The organism is Thermococcus sp. JCM 11816, from assembly GCF_055396515.1.
Genome location: NZ_AP043741.1, coordinates 2,024,938 through 2,039,813, shown reverse-complemented (window position 1 = coordinate 2,039,813; position 14,876 = coordinate 2,024,938). Strand labels below are relative to the sequence as shown.

Genomic DNA, 14,876 nt, shown 5'->3' with positions numbered 1-14,876 from the left:
ATATGGACGCTTCCCTGATCATCAAAATCCTCGACGAAAAGGGAGAGGTAAGTCTGGACACATGGAAGGTCGTCTCCATAAAGGAGAACGACGATGGGACTGCCGATATACTCTACAAGAACAAGCACGTCGGCAGTGATGGTGATCCCGTCTTCCTGTGGATCTATGCCAACATAGTTGAGGAAGACGACGATGTTCGCGTTCTTGAGAGGATAACCTTCAAGAAGGAGGATATCCTCTGGTTGGTTAGGTACGTCTTTCCGAAGGTTAAGGTTATAAGGGGTTTGCCCAACAGCCCGCCGGCCGGGGGTGTTTGAGTGAGCGGGAAGAGAGTCTGTCCCGTGTGCGGCTCAACGGAGTTCATATACGACCCCAGCAGGGGTGAAATAGTCTGTAAGGTTTGCGGTTACGTTATCGAGGAGAACGTGGTCGATGAGGGCCCCGAGTGGAGGGCCTTTGATCCGGGCCAGAGAGAGAAGAGGGCGCGCGTCGGTGCTCCCGAGAGCATACTCCTCCACGACAAGGGACTTTCCACCGACATTGGAATAGACAGGTCGCTAACTGGACTGATGCGCGAGAAGATGTACAGGCTGAGGAAGTGGCAGTCCCGTCTCAGGGTCAGCGACGCCGCTGAGAGAAACCTCGCCTTCGCCCTCAGCGAACTTGATAGGCTCGCGAGCAATCTAAGCCTCCCGAAGCACGTCGAGGAAGAGGCCGCAAGGCTCTACCGTGAAGCAGTGAGGAAAGGACTCATAAGGGGACGCTCCATAGAAGCCGTCATAGCCGCCTGTGTTTACGCCGCCTGCAGGCTTCTGAAGGTCCCGAGAACCCTTGATGAGATTGCCGACGTCTCTCGCGTTGATAAGAAGGAGATTGGAAGGAGCTTCCGCTTCATAGCGAGGCATCTCAACCTCACTCCAAAGAAGCTCTTCGTAAAGCCGACTGATTACGTGAACAAGTTCGCCGATGAGCTCGGCCTCAGCGAGAAGGTCAGGAGGAGGGCCATAGAGATCCTCGAAGAGGCCTACCAGAGAGGCCTCACGAGCGGAAAGAGTCCAGCAGGATTGGTGGCAGCCGCCCTCTATATCGCGAGCCTCATGGAAGGGGAGAAGAGGACCCAGAGGGAAGTGGCGGAGGTTGCCAGGGTCACCGAGGTTACCGTGAGGAACAGGTATAAAGAGCTGGTAGAAAAGCTGAACCTCAAGGTTCCGATAGCCTGACTATCGACCGAACCAGCTCTCTAGGGTTCTCTGCTTTCCCGCTTTTACCGCTTTTTTCAGCCTTTCGAGGCCGTTCTTAACGCGCTCCTCGCTGAAGTCGTGCTCGTCGCAGAGGAACTTTAGGATCTCCTCCTCGTCCGGCTCGCGCCACTTAAGCTCGTAGTCGTCCGTAACAGGGGGATTTAGGAAGAACTCCTTTATGGCGTAGAGGTCAACGTCGCTCTCCTTCTGGTACTTGGCCAGCGGGTCTTTCGTTCTCTTAACGATTGTTAAGGCTTTCTTCGGCCCTATCCCCTTTATTCCGCCGGGGTTGTAGTCAGTCCCGACCAGAATGGCCAGCTCGATGAGCTTCTCCCTGTCTATCCCGAGCTCCTTAAGAACCTCTTCCAGAACCACCAGCTCCGGCTTGACCTCGACGTAAACGTTCTTTCCGGGAAGTTTTCTCCTCCCAGTTATCGTGAGGTTCCTTACGAGCCTCGGCGCACCGAAGAGGAGTGAGTCGTAGTCCTGGCTTGCAGAGGCATAGACAGCTTTTTTGGCGGCCATGTAAGCCGCTTGGGCTTCTCCCTCACTCGGGGCCTGAACGACTGGAATACCCATGAGCTCAAGGAGCTTTTTGGCGTCGTTTATCAGCTCCTCGTTCACCCTCGTGGCGCGCATCGCGTACTTCTTGGCCTCCTCAAGGTCACCCTTCTCAAGGGCCTCGTACCACTTCTCCTCTGCTTCTTCCCTTGCCTCACGCCTCTTTTCAAGCTCCCTCTTCTTGAAATCCGGTGGCTTGCCGTCGAAGACGTAGGCCGGCTTTATACCAGCTTCCATCAGGTTGATGGTTCTGTAGAAGAAGCCGCTGAGGTGAGAAGTGATCCTGCCCTGTGAGTCCATTAGTGGAGTTCCATCGCGCTGCCTTATGGTTGAGAGGAACTGGTACATGGCGTTGAAGGCGTCTATGGCAACCTTCTTGCCGTAGAGACTTTCCAGCTCGATTTCCTTTCTCGGTATCAGCTCACCTATCTGGACTCCCATTCTCACCACCGGAAAAGATGAGAAAAAGAAGTATTTAGGCTTTGCCTCAGCCTGCCAGTTGTACAGTATCTCCAAAGTGTAGAGAGTCACCCAAACAGCGTGACCTCAACCTCTTCCCCAGCTTCGAGGATTTCAACGGTCTCTGGGACTTCTATGAATCCATCAGCATCCACAAAGCTTGTCACCGCGCCGCTGCCCTTCAAAATGGGCACTGCTTTCTCCCCTTCAATCCTGACCGGAAGGAACTGTCTCCTTCCCTTGACGGAAAATACCTTGTGGGCGAGCCTCTTCTTGACCTTTCTGACTTCAGAACTCCTTCCAATCAGCTTTCTCAGGAGCGGTGCCACGAGGAGCGTGAAGTTTGTCAGACAGCTCGTTGGGTAGCCTGGAAGCCCGAAGATCGGCTTGCCGTTGATTTCCCCAATGATAGTTGGCTTTCCGGGCTGTATTGCTATCCCGTGGATGTAAACCCTGCCAAGCTCCTCAATTATTGAGCTCGTAAGATCCCTTATTCCCCCGCTTGCCCCACCGCTGAGGAGGACGACATCACAGCACTCAAGTCCCTCGAGTATCAGGCTCTTCAAGCTCTCGCGGTCGTCCCTTGCTATGCCGAGGAAGAGCGCCTCTCCGCCGAGTTCCCTGACGGCATCGGTTATGGCCCTTCCGTTGATGTCGTATATCTTGCCCGGTTTGAGCTCTTCTCCTGGTGGGATTATCTCATTTCCGGTGCTTATCACGGCAACTTTTGGTTTTTTAAACACCGGCACTTCGGAGATACCAACCGCCGAAAGGAGGGCAGTTTCCTTGAAGCCGAGCCTGGTTCCTTTCTTCAGCAGAAGCTTGCCCTTTGGAATGTCCGCCCCTGCCTTCATAACTCCGAGGCCAGGATAGGCAGGCTTGTAGATGATGACGGTGTCTCCCTCCCTGTCAACGTCCTCGAACTGAATGACCGCATCGGCGCCCTCTGGAAGGGGTGCACCAGTGGATATATAGACTGCTTCACCCTCCTTCAGCTGGATTGAAGGGGTATCCCCCGCGTTTATCTCACCCACGACCTTCAGCTTAACAGGTTCGCTCTCGCTCGCCATGAAGGTATCCTGAGCGCGAACTGCGTAGCCATCAACGGTGGCCCTGTCAAAGGGAGGAACGTCTATTGGGGACACAACGTCCTCTGCAAGAACCCGACCAAGGGCCTGTTCAAGCGAAACTTTCTCGACTTTCGGTTCAAGGTTGAAGGACTCGATGACCTTTACTGCCTCCTCGAGCGGAACAACCTTAAGGAACGCCATTTCCACCACCGAAGTTAATGGTTCCATCGCCTATAAATCGATTGCGTAAACGGAATGGCTTAACAGAACCGCTAAAAAACGACGGCATAAGTGGAAAGAGGTGAGATGATGAAGGTATACCACCTCTACTCGGGCGGCAAGGACTCCAGCTTGGCGGCGTGGATTTTAGCAAAGCTGGGCTATGAGGTCAAGCTTGTTACCGTAACTTTCGGAACGCTCGATAACTGGAAGTACGCGGAGGAAACGGCCAGAAGACTTGGCTTCGAGCATGAAATTCTCAAGCTCTCAGGGGAGATCCTTGAGCGGGCCGCCGAAATGGCAGTTGAAGACGGAAGACCCGGAAGGGCGATTCAGTTCATCCACGAAAAGGCTCTTGAGGCCCTGGCCTCGAAACCTGATGTTGAGAGGGTTAGTGACGGAACGAGAAGGGACGACAGAGTTCCATACCTCGACCTGCCAAAGGCGCGTTCACTTGAGGATCGGTTCGGGGTGGCGTACATAAGACCTCTCCTCGGCCTCGGCTACAGGACGATAAACGAGCTCGTTGGAAGGCTCTTTGAGGTCGAGATAAGGGAGAGCGAGGAGCTTGAGAAGAGCGACTACGAGGTCGAGCTTAGGCACCTTTTGAAGGAGAGAGGAATTGACCCGCTGTCAATATTCCCGAAAATGCACTACCAGTCCAGGGTTCTTGGATGGAAGGAAGAAAAGCTGACCTCCTCCCCATCGCGAACGGCCAGGGTTTCAAAGAACTGACCCCACTACCGGCGGAAAGGTCTAACAGTTCCCCACCACTTGCCTACCTGTCTTCAGTAACAGCTAAGGAAAAGAATTGAATCAGAAAGAAAAAATTCACCTAAGAAGCTTGACGAACTCTCTCATCCAGGCGTACAGGTCCCCTGGGTGCCTTGAACTGACCCAGTTTCCGTCAACGACGACCTCCGCGTCAATCCACTCGGCGCCAGCGTTCTTCACGTCGTCCCTGATGGTTACCGTGCTCGTCCCCTTCCTTCCCTTCAACACGCCGGCGGAGATGAGTATCTGCGGCCCGTGGCAGATGCTTGCGACGGGCTTTCCGTCCTCGAACATCTTCTTTGTTATCGCGACGGCCTTTTCGTTCAGCCTGACTATCTCCGGTGCCCTTCCCCCCGGGAGAACCAGCGCGTCGAACTCGTCTGGGTCAACCTCGTCAAAGGAAAGGTCAACGTTGACCGTGTAGCCGTGCTTGCCCGTTATCTTGCCCCTCTGGAAGCTGGCGACGTAGACTTCATGCCCCTCTTCCTTGATCCTGTGGAGAGGATATATCAGCTCAAGGTCTTCAAAACCGTCAGCACTCAGAATCAAAACCTTCATCTCAATCACCCCCATAACATTCAGATAATGATTGAAACTCGACATTTATAACCCTTGCTGGACAGAAATGACGAACACGTGTAAACATTAAAAAGAAAGTTCAGAGCGGCAGTTCGGTGGTCTCCTTGTGAACCTTGAGGACGACCATCGTGTGCGTTGCATCAACTCCTTCAATGCTTCCCATCTTGTCCAGGAACTCATTGAGTTCTGAGCTGCTTCTCGTCCTGATTTTCACAATCATGTCGTAGTCCCCGGTGGTCTCATAGACCTCGCATATCTCGGGGTACTTCTTAAGCTGGTCAGCGACGTGGCCGTACATCCCAGCCTTGGCCTTTATGAGGATGAACGCGAGTATGCTGAAACCTAGAGCGTTTGGATCCAGGATGACCGTGAACTTCTTTATTATTCCCTTCTCCTTAAGCTTCTTTATGCGCTCGTATATCGTGGACTCGGCAAGTCCCACTTCCTTTGATATTTCTCGAAGGGGAGTTCGGCTGTTCTTCTGGAGAATCATGAGGATTTTCTTATCGACTTCGTCAAGACCTCCTCTAGCCATAAACATCACCACCGGGGAAAATTTTTCGGAAGAGCTTATAAATTTGCCGACTATAGGATACCATACGTTTATAAAAACCCGTTCGTCTTTGCGGAAGGGGGTGACAGGGAATGCCAACGAACGTAACAGCGGAATACCTTGCCGCGGAAGAGGAGTACAGGAACGCCAAGACCATTCCAGAGAAGATCCGCGCCCTGGAAAAGATGTACGCAACAGTCCCGAAGCACAAGGGTACGGAAAAGCTTAGACTCCAGATCAAGAGGAAACTCGCGGAGCTCAGGAAGGAACTTGAAAAACAGAGGCAGATGCGCAAGGGCGGTGGCGGCCCCTCAATGGCAGTAAGGAAGGAAGGTGCGGCACAGATAGTCCTGGCCGGCCTCCCAAACGCCGGTAAAAGCTCCCTGATGAGGGCATTGACGAACGTGGATGCCGACGTTGCCGACTACGCTTTCACAACCGTCGAGCCGATTCCGGGGATGATGCACCACAAGGACGTACAGATACAGCTGGTCGAAGTCCCTGGATTAGTGGAGGGTGCGGCACTCGGAAAGGGAATGGGCCCCCAGCTGTTGAGCGTTATCAGGAACGCCGATGCGATAGCCATCGTTGTTGACCTTTCCCAGGATCCGGTTAAACAGATGGAGATCCTCCTGAGGGAGTTCGAGAGGGCTGGCATCAAGGTGAACAAGAGGAAGCCAAAGGTGGAGATAAAGAGGACGGCCAGCGGTGGTATCGTCATCAACGGTCAGGAGAACATAAAGGGCGACATCCAGGAAGTCATGAAGATGCTCAGAGAGGAAAGGATACACTCGGCGGAGATAACCGTTAAGGAACCTGTGACCCTCGAGGAGTTTGCCGACGCGCTCGATGAAAGCCTCGTCTGGAGAAGGGCAATCATCATAGCGAACAAGGGCGACGCCCCTGGAAGCAAGGAGAACTACGAAAAGCTCGTCAAGGCCTACGGCGACCGCTTCAAGATAGTGCCGGTCTCGGCGAGGAGAAAGATTAACCTCGACAAGCTCAAGGACGAGCTTTATGAGCTGGCTGGGATTATCAGGGTTTTCACCAAGAGCCCCGGAGAAGAGCCTGCCTATCCACCGGTGGCGCTCAAGAAGGGTTCAACTGTCATGGATTTAGCTGAAAGAATTCACAAGGACTTCGCCAAGAACTTCCGCTACGCGAGGGTCTGGGGCAAGAGCGTCAAGTTCCCCGGTCAGCGCGTTGGGGCCGACCACGTGCTCGAAGATGGAGACATAGTGGAAATACACGCGAGGTAATGTTGTCCATTATTTTTAGATCTTCTCTGATATTAGCCTACCTTTCCCAAACTCCCTTTGGAAGTGATTCTAGAGGAAACAAGAACTTGGGCAAACTCAATGGAACTATCGTTCCGTGCGTTGAAGCAGAGCTTCAACGTCGCGCAGGAAGCTTTTAGAAAAAGCTTCACCAAGGAAACTTTGCAAGCAAAGTTTCATCAAAGTGCGTGGTTCGTGTTTGACGGAGCATTTTGGGCGGATTTTCCTTTTGAACGCTGTTGGGAGTGGCGAATTCTATTTTTAATTTGCCCGATCTGTGTGAGTTTGCTTTTTAATTGACGCCCCACGGGCGTCAAGGTGTCAGAAACTCCTTTTAGAGGGCTGAAATTGGGAATTCACTAATGCTAGCTTGTGTATCTTGAAAATCTTCATAGAAAAGCAATTTCAAAAGGAACCACGAACCTTGATCAAACTTCGCGGAGGAAGCTTTTGAGAAAAGCTTCACCAAAAGCTCGAATGTCTTCTTGATGTTGGCTTGATGCGATTAGATTCTCTTGGTAGAGGGGCAGAGTAATGCGGGTTTTCTTATTTTTAACGCCTTTCGGGCGTTATACTGCGAGCAAACCCCTTGAGGATTTCCAATTTATGGTGAGAATCACTGAAAAGCTGGGCACTCAAAAGGACATTCCATCTTTGATGAAACTTTGCCCACAAGCTTTTGGAAAAAGCTTGACCAAAAGTTTGTAGCTCTTCTTCAAGGAGAGTTTTATTTTAGGATTTTAGACTGCAAGTGCTCATTTTTGAGTGAGAACCTTTTAGGAAGCTTCTTGAAGAGGGTGTTTTCTTTTCTTTGACGCCCTTTGGGCGTCGATTTTGAGTTAAACACGCACTAACAGGAGAGTTTAGAAGTTCTCTCTTTTGAACACAATTGCTCGACGAGAAAAATCACATGAAATTGGCATTCTGGAAAAGAGCTACGAGCCTTGATCAAACTTCGCCTGCGCGAAGTTTGTACTGGTGGGCCCGGGGGGCTTTGAACCCCCGACCACGCGGTTATGAGCCGCGCGCTCTGACCAGGCTGAGCTACGGGCCCACCTGATGGCGCCGCCGCCCGGATTCGAACCGGGGACCGCCGGATTAACAGTCCGGCGCTCTACCAACTAAGCTACGGCGGCTCGACCCAATGTAGGGAATGAGAGGTTGATTTATAAATTTTGCGGTTTTGAGAAAAGAAAAATTTATAACTGCTCATTCAACTCTTATCCCGTGCCCCGGTAGCCTAGCCTGGCGGGGCGGCGGACTTGTAATCCGCAGGTCGCGGGTTCAAATCCCGCCCGGGGCTCCATCTTCAAACCTTTATCGGTTCTCCGAACGCTCTATCACCAGCGTCTCCGAGGCCCGGAAGTATGTATCCGTGATCGTTGAGCTCTCTATCTATTGCCGCCACGAACATTTCGACATCCGGGTGAGCTTCCTTTATCCGGGTTATTCCCTCTGGGGCTGCTAGAACGCCGACTACCACGTAGCGCTTGGCTTTTCCGTACTTTTTAACCTCATCAAGGACTTTGATAAGCGTTGAGCCGGTTGCTATCATCGGGTCGGCTATTATGACGGTGTCTTCCGCCTTTATCCTGGGCACTTTGACGTACTTCATCTCAATCTCGAACTTTGGCGCCTTTCCACGGGATGCGGAGACTATTCCAACCCTGGCGTGCTCGAAAACTTTAATGAGGCCCTCCATTAATGGAATCGCGGCCCTAAGAACGGTGATTATCACGACGTTTCTGCGGTCCTTCACGATTATGCCCTCTGTTTCTTCCAGCGGTGTTCTGATGGGGACTTTTTCTGTTGCCATAGTCTTGGTTATTTCGTATGCCATGTAACGTCCAAGTTTGACGAGGCCCTTTCTGAACGCTATCGGGCCGGTGTTTTCGTCCCTCAACTCCGTGAGAATCTCCATTATGAACGGGCTGTCCTCAAAAGAGTACACACCTTCCCAGCGCTCGTCCCTCTTCATGGACTTCACCGTTGAGGGTTAGAGTCGGGGTTTATTAGACTTCCGTTTGCCGATTTTTGGTAAGGAAGTGCTACTCTTTTGATTCCTCCTCGATAATGCGCCTCATCCACGTTCCCCTGCTGAACCACAGGAAGGCCACTATCGCCGCCAGAAAGTTGCTCATGCCCATTCCGAAGAACACGCCCTTTGGGCTCATCCCGAAGAGCTCCGCGAGCGGAACTCTAAGCCCGAAAACCGTCACAGCCGCGACGTAGCCGAAGACGTAGCTCAGGGGTATCCTGAAGCCCCAGAGGCGAAGCATGCTGAGAACCATACTCTTCTTGGTGTGTCCAGCTGAGCTAAAAGTCCTCGTAACAACGACGAAGATTCCATTAAAGAACGGAACGGAAATCAGGAAGTATTTGAGGACGTACTCGCTCTGAGCTATAACTTGGGGGTCGTCAAGGAAGACCTTGAATACTGGAACCCGGAAGAGTCCGATTATCAGGATCGCTGAAGAGGCTATGAGGAAGTTAATCACCATTGCCCTCTCGGCTATTCTCTTGGCCCTTTCGTACTTCTCCGCCCCGATGTTCTGGGCTATCATCGTCCCCATAGCCATGCTGACACCCCTTGCTATGCTCGTTATGAAGTTCACAAGGCGGGTGGTGATGGTGTAAGCCGCGTAGGTCACATCCCCATAGCCGTAGATTATCCTCGTCAGAACAACGAAGCCGAAGCTGTTGGCGGACTGGCCGACTGCTGAGGGAAGGCCAACGCGGAAAATCTTTGAGTAGAACTCCATATCCGGCCTGAGCGTTTCCCTCGTGAGGTGAAGGCCGGCCCTTCCGCTCGTTAAGAGACGAGCACCTATGAGGGCACCAGTGGCGTTTGAGAGGACAGTTGCTATGGCTGCCCCAGCAACGCCCCACTCGGGGAAGGGCCCGATGCCGAAGATTAGGAGCGGGTCGAGCACTATGTTCATGGCCACTGTGAGCATGCTTATCTTTACGGGTGTTTTTGTATCTCCAGAGGCCCTCATGAGGGCGGAGAAGGCCATGAACGTGAAGGAGAAGGGAACACCAGCGAAAACGACGGTGGCGTAGGCCTTGGCGTAGGGGTAGACGTTTGGAGTGACCTTCATGAAGTGGAGCGCGTAGGGCAGGATTGCCAGGCTTATCAAAGCGGTAGCGGTGGAGAAGAAGAGCATAAGGGAGTAGAGAGCCCCCGCTGAACGGTTAGCCCTCTCGTAGTTTCCAGCCCCGATGTACTGCCCTACGAAGGCGAAGCCCGCCGTTGCAAAGCCCATGCCGAGGGCCATGAGGGTTCCTATTATCGGCCAGCTCGTTCCCGGAGCGGCCAGGGCTTCCCTGCCAAGCTTGCCGAGCCAGAAGGTGTCGGTTATGTTGTAGAGAACCTGCACAAGGTTGCTGACGATTAGAGGGTAGGCTAACTTGAGGAGGGTCTTCTCTATCGGCCCGTTGAGAATTTCCTGCCTCATTGCCTGAATCTTTCCGCGCTCCATCCCTACCACAGTAAGACGGGCATCGAAGCGGGGATATAAAAAGTTAATGGATGTGGAGTTAAAACTAATGTTTCTCGATTATCGCCCTCATCCAGCTTCCCCTGAGGAACCATGCGAGGGCTATGACCGCTCCAAGAACGTTGCTCAGACCCATTCCAAGCCACATTCCTGCCGTATCTCTCATCAAAACCCCGAGGCCGTAGCTGAGCGGGAGTCTTATACCCCAGAGGCGGATCATCCCGATGACCATGCTCTTCTTTGTGTGCCCCGCGCTGTTGAACGTGTTGTTCACGGCCGAGAATATTCCGAAGAACGGAAGCGAGGCGGAGAAGTAAAGGACAACCTTCCTGCTCTCGGCTATTATTGCCGGGTCGTTAATGAAGAACCTGAATATCGGGACGCGGAAGACTGCGAAGAGGATCGTCCCAGCGCTCAGGATAGCGAAGTTTATGAGCATCGTCTTCTCCGCTATTTTCTTAGCCCTCTCGTAGAGGCCCGCTCCAATGCTCTGGCCCACCATAGTCCCCATCGCCATGCTTATGCCGTCGGAGAAGGCGAACATGAAGTTGGTGAGCCTGTTGGTTATGCTGTATGTTGCGAAAGCCACGTCTTCATAGTGGGGAAGCCCATGTGCCTCTCCGTAGAGCCTTCCGACAGTGAAGATAACCCTCGTGAGGATGACGAAGCCGAGTGCAGTGGTTGATGAGCCGATGCTTGAAGGCAGGCCAACGCGGAAAATCCTCGAGTAGAAGTGGAAGTCGGGCTTGAGAGTCTCGGGCGTGAGGTGTATGCCCACTTTGCCCGTGAACAGGAGATAACCTCCAATGAGGGAGCCGAGGCTGTTGGAGAGCATGGTTGCCACTGCCGCACCAACGACACCAAGCTGTGGAAACGGCCCCCACCCGAATATGAAGAACGGGTCGAGGACGAGGTTGAGGAGAACCGTGCCGATGTTTATCTTAACCGGCGTCCTCGTGTCGCCAACCGCCCTCAGGAGGAAGTTGAAGGCGAAGAGCGTGAAGGAAAAGGGTATGCCCGCGAAAATTACCCTCGTGTAGCGGAGGGCGTAGGGGAATATCGTGTCGCTGACACCCATCAGGCGAAGGAGGTAGGGAGCGAGAATAACACCGAGGATTCCAACGGCCGTCGCGAAGAGGAGCATGAGCGAATATAAAGCCCCAGCGTAGCGGTTGGCCCTATCGTAGTCCTTCGCCCCAACATACTGGCTCACGAAGGCGAAGCCAGCGGTGGCGAATCCCATCCCTATGCTCATGAAGAACCACACGAGGGGCCACGCCGTTCCGGGAGCCGAGAGCTCAAGCCTTCCGAGCTTCCCGAGCCAGAAAGTATCGGTGAGGTTATAGAGCACCTGGACGAGCTGGTTGATGATTAGGGGATAAGCTAGAATGAGGAGTGTCTTGACTATCGGCCCATTGAGTATCTGCTCGCGCATCCGCTCTACTTTCTCGCTCCGCATGATCGATCAGATGGAAATCTAAACGTTGGTATAAAAGGTTTATCGTGGATAAAAGAGCCAGCTACTCTTCCACGATTTTGACATCGAGGTTCAGAAAGTGTCTGTCAAAGGTGTATATTTCATTTATGTCAAGTTCTCTCATTTTCAGGTAAGCTAAAGCGTCGTTCACGCTCACCCCTTTATCCCGAGCTATGAGAACAGCTTTGAGATAATCCTCAGTAGCAACGGGGAGGACAATGACGTTCTCAGCGGTTAGGAGGTCTTCAATGAATTCAAGGGCAATGGTTAGGTTTAATTTAGCCTCAAGGATGTTGGCCACCTCGCTGAGGTGGACTACTGTGGTTGCCACTTCTTCGCCGTTTTCAATTCTGGTAAGGATTTCTCTTGCCTTTTTCTTTCGTTCCAGCACCGAGGAGGGTACTTCTCCCTTTGGTTTAATGACCGCATACAAAAAGACGTTGGCATCGATGAACCTCATAGAGATCCCTCACTGAGGATTTATGTCCTTGAGAAGCTCCTTCTCAGTATCTTCTCCCTTCAGCTCGACTTCGAGGATGTCGAAGAACCTTGAAAGCCTGGGCTTCTTCCTGGGAAGTATCTCTATCCTGTCCTCGAGTTCGACGATTATAACCTCGTTCCCCCACTTCTCACGCCAGGACTTCGGCAAAACCAGCCTTCCCTGGGGATCGACTCTCTTAACTTCCACAGTACCCATAGAATCACCATTAAGGGATTTAGAATGGAACTAAATAAACCTTTTGCCAAGTGGAGAAAACGAAGTAGAAAAGAGGAGAGGACTTCAGAACTCAAGCTCGTCCTCTTCCTCGAAGAGCTTCTTCCTGGCAGCCTCGAGGAGGATCTTCTGCTCCTCCTGGGCAACGGTCTTCCTGATGAGCTCGACTGCATCCGGGTTGGCGCTGATGCTGTCGATGCCGAGCCTGACGAGGATCTTGGCCATCTTCGGGTCACTTCCGGCCTGTCCGCAGATGCTGGTCTCGACGCCGTGCTTCTTGGCGACCTTAATGACGTGCTTGATGAGCTTGAGCACGGCCGGGTGGGTCTCGTCGTAGAGGTGGGCGATCCTGTCGTTGTCCCTGTCGATGGCGAGGGTGTACTGGGTGAGGTCGTTGGTACCGAAGCTGACGAAGTCGATGCCCTCCTTGATGAGGTCCTCGATGATGAGGGCCGCTGCTGGAACCTCGATCATGATGCCCCACTCGACGTCCTTGTGCGGCTCAAGGCCGACTGAGCGAGCGATCTCCTTGGCCTTCCTGATCTGCTCTGGGTGGCCGACGAGCGGGAGCATGACGCCGATGTTGTTGTAGCCCTCCTCGACGACCTTCTTGATGGCGGTGAACTCGGCCTTGAGGAGCTCCGGCTGGTCGAGACCGCGCCTGATTCCGCGCCATCCGAGCATCGGGTTCCTCTCGTCTGGCTCGTCCTCTCCACCGGGCATCTCCTTGAACTCGTTGGTCGGGGCGTCGAGGGTCCTGTACCAGACCGGCCTCGGGTAGAAGGCAGCGGCAACGGTCCTGATACCGTCGGCGAGCTTCTCAACGAGCTCGTCGAACTTGCCCTCCTTGATGAACTTGATCGGGTGCTGACCGATGCTGAGGATCATGTGCTCGGCCCTGAGAAGACCGACACCGTCGGCGCCGGTGGCAGCTGCGCGCTCAGCGACCTCAGGCATTGAGACGTTGACCTTAACCTTGGTCGCGGTGATGAGCGGAGCTCCAGCGACGACGACCTGACCGCCAGCGGCTCCAGCGGCCTTCTCCTCCTTCTTCTCGACGAGGCTCTTGACTATGCCCTTGTAGACAACACCGCGGGTACCGTCAACGGTGACGTAGTCGCCAGTCTTGAGCTTCTTGGTGGCCTCCTTGGTACCGACGACGGCCGGGATGCCGAGCTCACGGCTAACGATGGCAGCGTGGCTGGTCCTTCCACCCTCGTCGGTGACGATAGCGGAAGCCCTCTTCATTGCCGGAACCATGTCCGGGTTGGTCATGGTAGTGACGAGAACGTCGCCCTCCTTGACCTTGTCGATCTCGCTGGCGTCGAAGATGACGACGACCCTACCGGCACCGATGCCCGGTGAGGCACCGAGACCCTTGAGGATGACCTCGGCCTCCTCAGTGCCCTCGACCTCCTCTGCCTTGGTCTCTTCCTTGAGGGTTGTTATCGGCCTGCTCTGGACGATGTAGAGCTTGCCGTCGTCCTTGTCGTAGGCCCACTCGATGTCCTGCGGCCAGCCGTAGTGCTCCTCGATCTTGGCACCCATCTTGGCGACCTCGATGATCTGCTCGTCGGTGAGAACCTGCTTCTCAACCCACTCCGGACCGAGGTAGTCGGCGACCTTGACGTAGACGGTGCCCTTGCTGGTCTCGGGGTTCCTGACGACCATAACTTCCTTCTTGGCGATGAACTTCTCCTTGATCTTCCAGGTGCCCTTCTCGACGATGTACTCGTCCGGGGTGACGCTGCCGCTGACGACGGCCTCACCGAGGCCCCAGCTGGCGTTGATCATGATCTCGTTCCTGTTGTTGGTGACCGGGTTGGCGGTGAACATAACACCGCTCTTCTCGCTGTTGACCATCTTCTGGACGACGGCTGAGAGGTAGACCTTGCTGTGGTCGAAGCCCTGCTTGGCCCTGTAGAAGGTAGCCCTGGCAGTCCAGAGTGAGGCCCAGCACTTCTTGACCTTGTCTATGACGTCATCAACGCCGTAGACGTCGAGGTAGGTCTCCTGCTGGCCGGCGAAGGAAGCCTCCGGGAGGTCCTCAGCGGTAGCGGATGAGCGGACGGCGACGTAAACGGCATCCTTGTTAAAGCGGGCGCTGAGCTCCTTGTAAGCCCTCTCGATCTCCTCGGCGATCTCCGGGAGCATCGGGAGCTCGATGATCTTCTGCCTGATCTTGGCGGTGTTCTCCTGGAGCTGCTTGGAGTCGTCAACGTTGGTCTGGCTGATGATCTCCATAATCCACTCCTGGAGGGTCTTACCGTCCTCAAGCTTAACGTTCTCGACAAAGTACTTGTAGGCCTCTGCAGTCACACAGAATCCGGGCGGAACCGGAATTCCGGCCTTGGTGAGTTCACCAAGGTTGGCACCCTTTCCACCGACAAGGGGAACATCTTCCTTGCCGAGCTCCTCAAACCACTTTATAAACCTGTATTCGCTCATGGC

Annotated in this window: 14 protein-coding genes and 3 tRNA genes; 5 read left to right on the top strand and 12 right to left on the bottom strand. The window is 53.8% G+C overall.

The features are described from left to right. Positions 1-2 precede the first annotated feature (2 nt). Positions 3-317: a hypothetical protein gene (locus ACZ5TN_RS11395; protein ID WP_048053717.1), complete on the top strand. Its 315-nt coding sequence runs from the start codon at positions 3-5 to the stop codon at positions 315-317. After that, the gene (locus ACZ5TN_RS11390; RefSeq protein ID WP_011250231.1) at positions 318-1,220 is read left to right on the top strand and encodes a transcription initiation factor IIB; all 903 of its coding nucleotides are present in this window, start codon (positions 318-320) and stop codon (positions 1,218-1,220) included. Here the strand turns inward: ACZ5TN_RS11390 and fen are convergent, their stop codons facing one another. Both fen and ACZ5TN_RS11380 read right to left on the bottom strand, forming a co-directional pair. After that, positions 1,221-2,243, bottom strand: coding sequence for a flap endonuclease-1 (gene fen / locus ACZ5TN_RS11385; RefSeq protein WP_464917646.1), 1,023 nt, complete (start codon positions 2,241-2,243; stop codon positions 1,221-1,223). An 86-nt stretch (positions 2,244-2,329) separates the two neighbouring features. After that, positions 2,330-3,532 (bottom strand): molybdenum cofactor synthesis domain-containing protein, encoded by a 1,203-nt coding sequence (locus ACZ5TN_RS11380; protein ID WP_464917645.1) that lies wholly within the window; start codon positions 3,530-3,532, stop codon positions 2,330-2,332. Positions 3,533-3,640: 108 nt separating this feature from the next. Between ACZ5TN_RS11380 and ACZ5TN_RS11375 the strand changes: the two genes are divergently transcribed. Continuing rightward, entirely contained in the window at positions 3,641-4,285 is a 645-nt protein-coding gene (locus ACZ5TN_RS11375) for a DUF7411 family protein (RefSeq protein ID WP_464916765.1), read from the top strand. A gap of 96 nt (positions 4,286-4,381) precedes the next feature. Here ACZ5TN_RS11375 and pfpI read toward each other — a convergent pair whose 3' ends face one another. Beyond that, on the bottom strand, positions 4,382-4,882 hold the full coding sequence (gene pfpI / locus ACZ5TN_RS11370) for a deglycase PfpI (protein WP_464916764.1): 501 nt from the start codon (positions 4,880-4,882) through the stop codon (positions 4,382-4,384). 100 nt (positions 4,883-4,982) lie between these two features. After that, positions 4,983-5,438, bottom strand: a complete 456-nt coding sequence (locus tag ACZ5TN_RS11365; protein WP_011250236.1) for an Lrp/AsnC family transcriptional regulator — start codon at positions 5,436-5,438, stop codon at positions 4,983-4,985. Between the two features lie 110 nt (positions 5,439-5,548). Between ACZ5TN_RS11365 and ACZ5TN_RS11360 the strand changes: the two genes are divergently transcribed. Continuing rightward, complete coding sequence (locus tag ACZ5TN_RS11360) at positions 5,549-6,715, top strand: OBG GTPase family GTP-binding protein (protein WP_464916763.1); 1,167 nt, start codon at positions 5,549-5,551, stop codon at positions 6,713-6,715. Between the two features lie 994 nt (positions 6,716-7,709). On the opposite strand, the gene ACZ5TN_RS11355 is transcribed toward ACZ5TN_RS11360, so the two are convergent. After that, positions 7,710-7,787 (bottom strand) — tRNA-Ile (locus tag ACZ5TN_RS11355). 6 nt (positions 7,788-7,793) lie between these two features. Continuing rightward, positions 7,794-7,869, bottom strand: a tRNA-Asn gene (locus tag ACZ5TN_RS11350). Positions 7,870-7,962: 93 nt separating this feature from the next. Here ACZ5TN_RS11350 and ACZ5TN_RS11345 point away from each other — a divergent pair. Continuing rightward, positions 7,963-8,039: transfer RNA gene (locus ACZ5TN_RS11345), tRNA-Thr, on the top strand. 3 nt (positions 8,040-8,042) lie between these two features. Here ACZ5TN_RS11345 and upp read toward each other — a convergent pair. The 6 genes from upp to ppsA form a co-directional block, all read right to left on the bottom strand. Beyond that, a complete protein-coding gene (gene upp, locus ACZ5TN_RS11340; protein ID WP_464917644.1) occupies positions 8,043-8,711 on the bottom strand; it encodes a uracil phosphoribosyltransferase in 669 nt (222 codons plus the stop codon). Positions 8,712-8,781: 70 nt separating this feature from the next. Continuing rightward, positions 8,782-10,215: an MATE family efflux transporter gene (locus tag ACZ5TN_RS11335; protein WP_464917643.1), complete on the bottom strand. Its 1,434-nt coding sequence runs from the start codon at positions 10,213-10,215 to the stop codon at positions 8,782-8,784. Between the two features lie 64 nt (positions 10,216-10,279). Beyond that, positions 10,280-11,692: an MATE family efflux transporter gene (locus ACZ5TN_RS11330; protein WP_464916762.1), complete on the bottom strand. Its 1,413-nt coding sequence runs from the start codon at positions 11,690-11,692 to the stop codon at positions 10,280-10,282. A 61-nt stretch (positions 11,693-11,753) separates the two neighbouring features. Further along, positions 11,754-12,170, bottom strand: coding sequence for a type II toxin-antitoxin system VapC family toxin (locus tag ACZ5TN_RS11325; protein ID WP_464916761.1), 417 nt, complete (start codon positions 12,168-12,170; stop codon positions 11,754-11,756). Positions 12,171-12,179: 9 nt separating this feature from the next. Beyond that, positions 12,180-12,407, bottom strand: a complete 228-nt coding sequence (locus tag ACZ5TN_RS11320) for an AbrB/MazE/SpoVT family DNA-binding domain-containing protein (protein WP_464916760.1) — start codon at positions 12,405-12,407, stop codon at positions 12,180-12,182. A gap of 84 nt (positions 12,408-12,491) precedes the next feature. After that, positions 12,492-14,873 (bottom strand): phosphoenolpyruvate synthase, encoded by a 2,382-nt coding sequence (gene ppsA, locus ACZ5TN_RS11315; RefSeq protein ID WP_464916759.1) that lies wholly within the window; start codon positions 14,871-14,873, stop codon positions 12,492-12,494. Positions 14,874-14,876 lie beyond the last annotated feature (3 nt).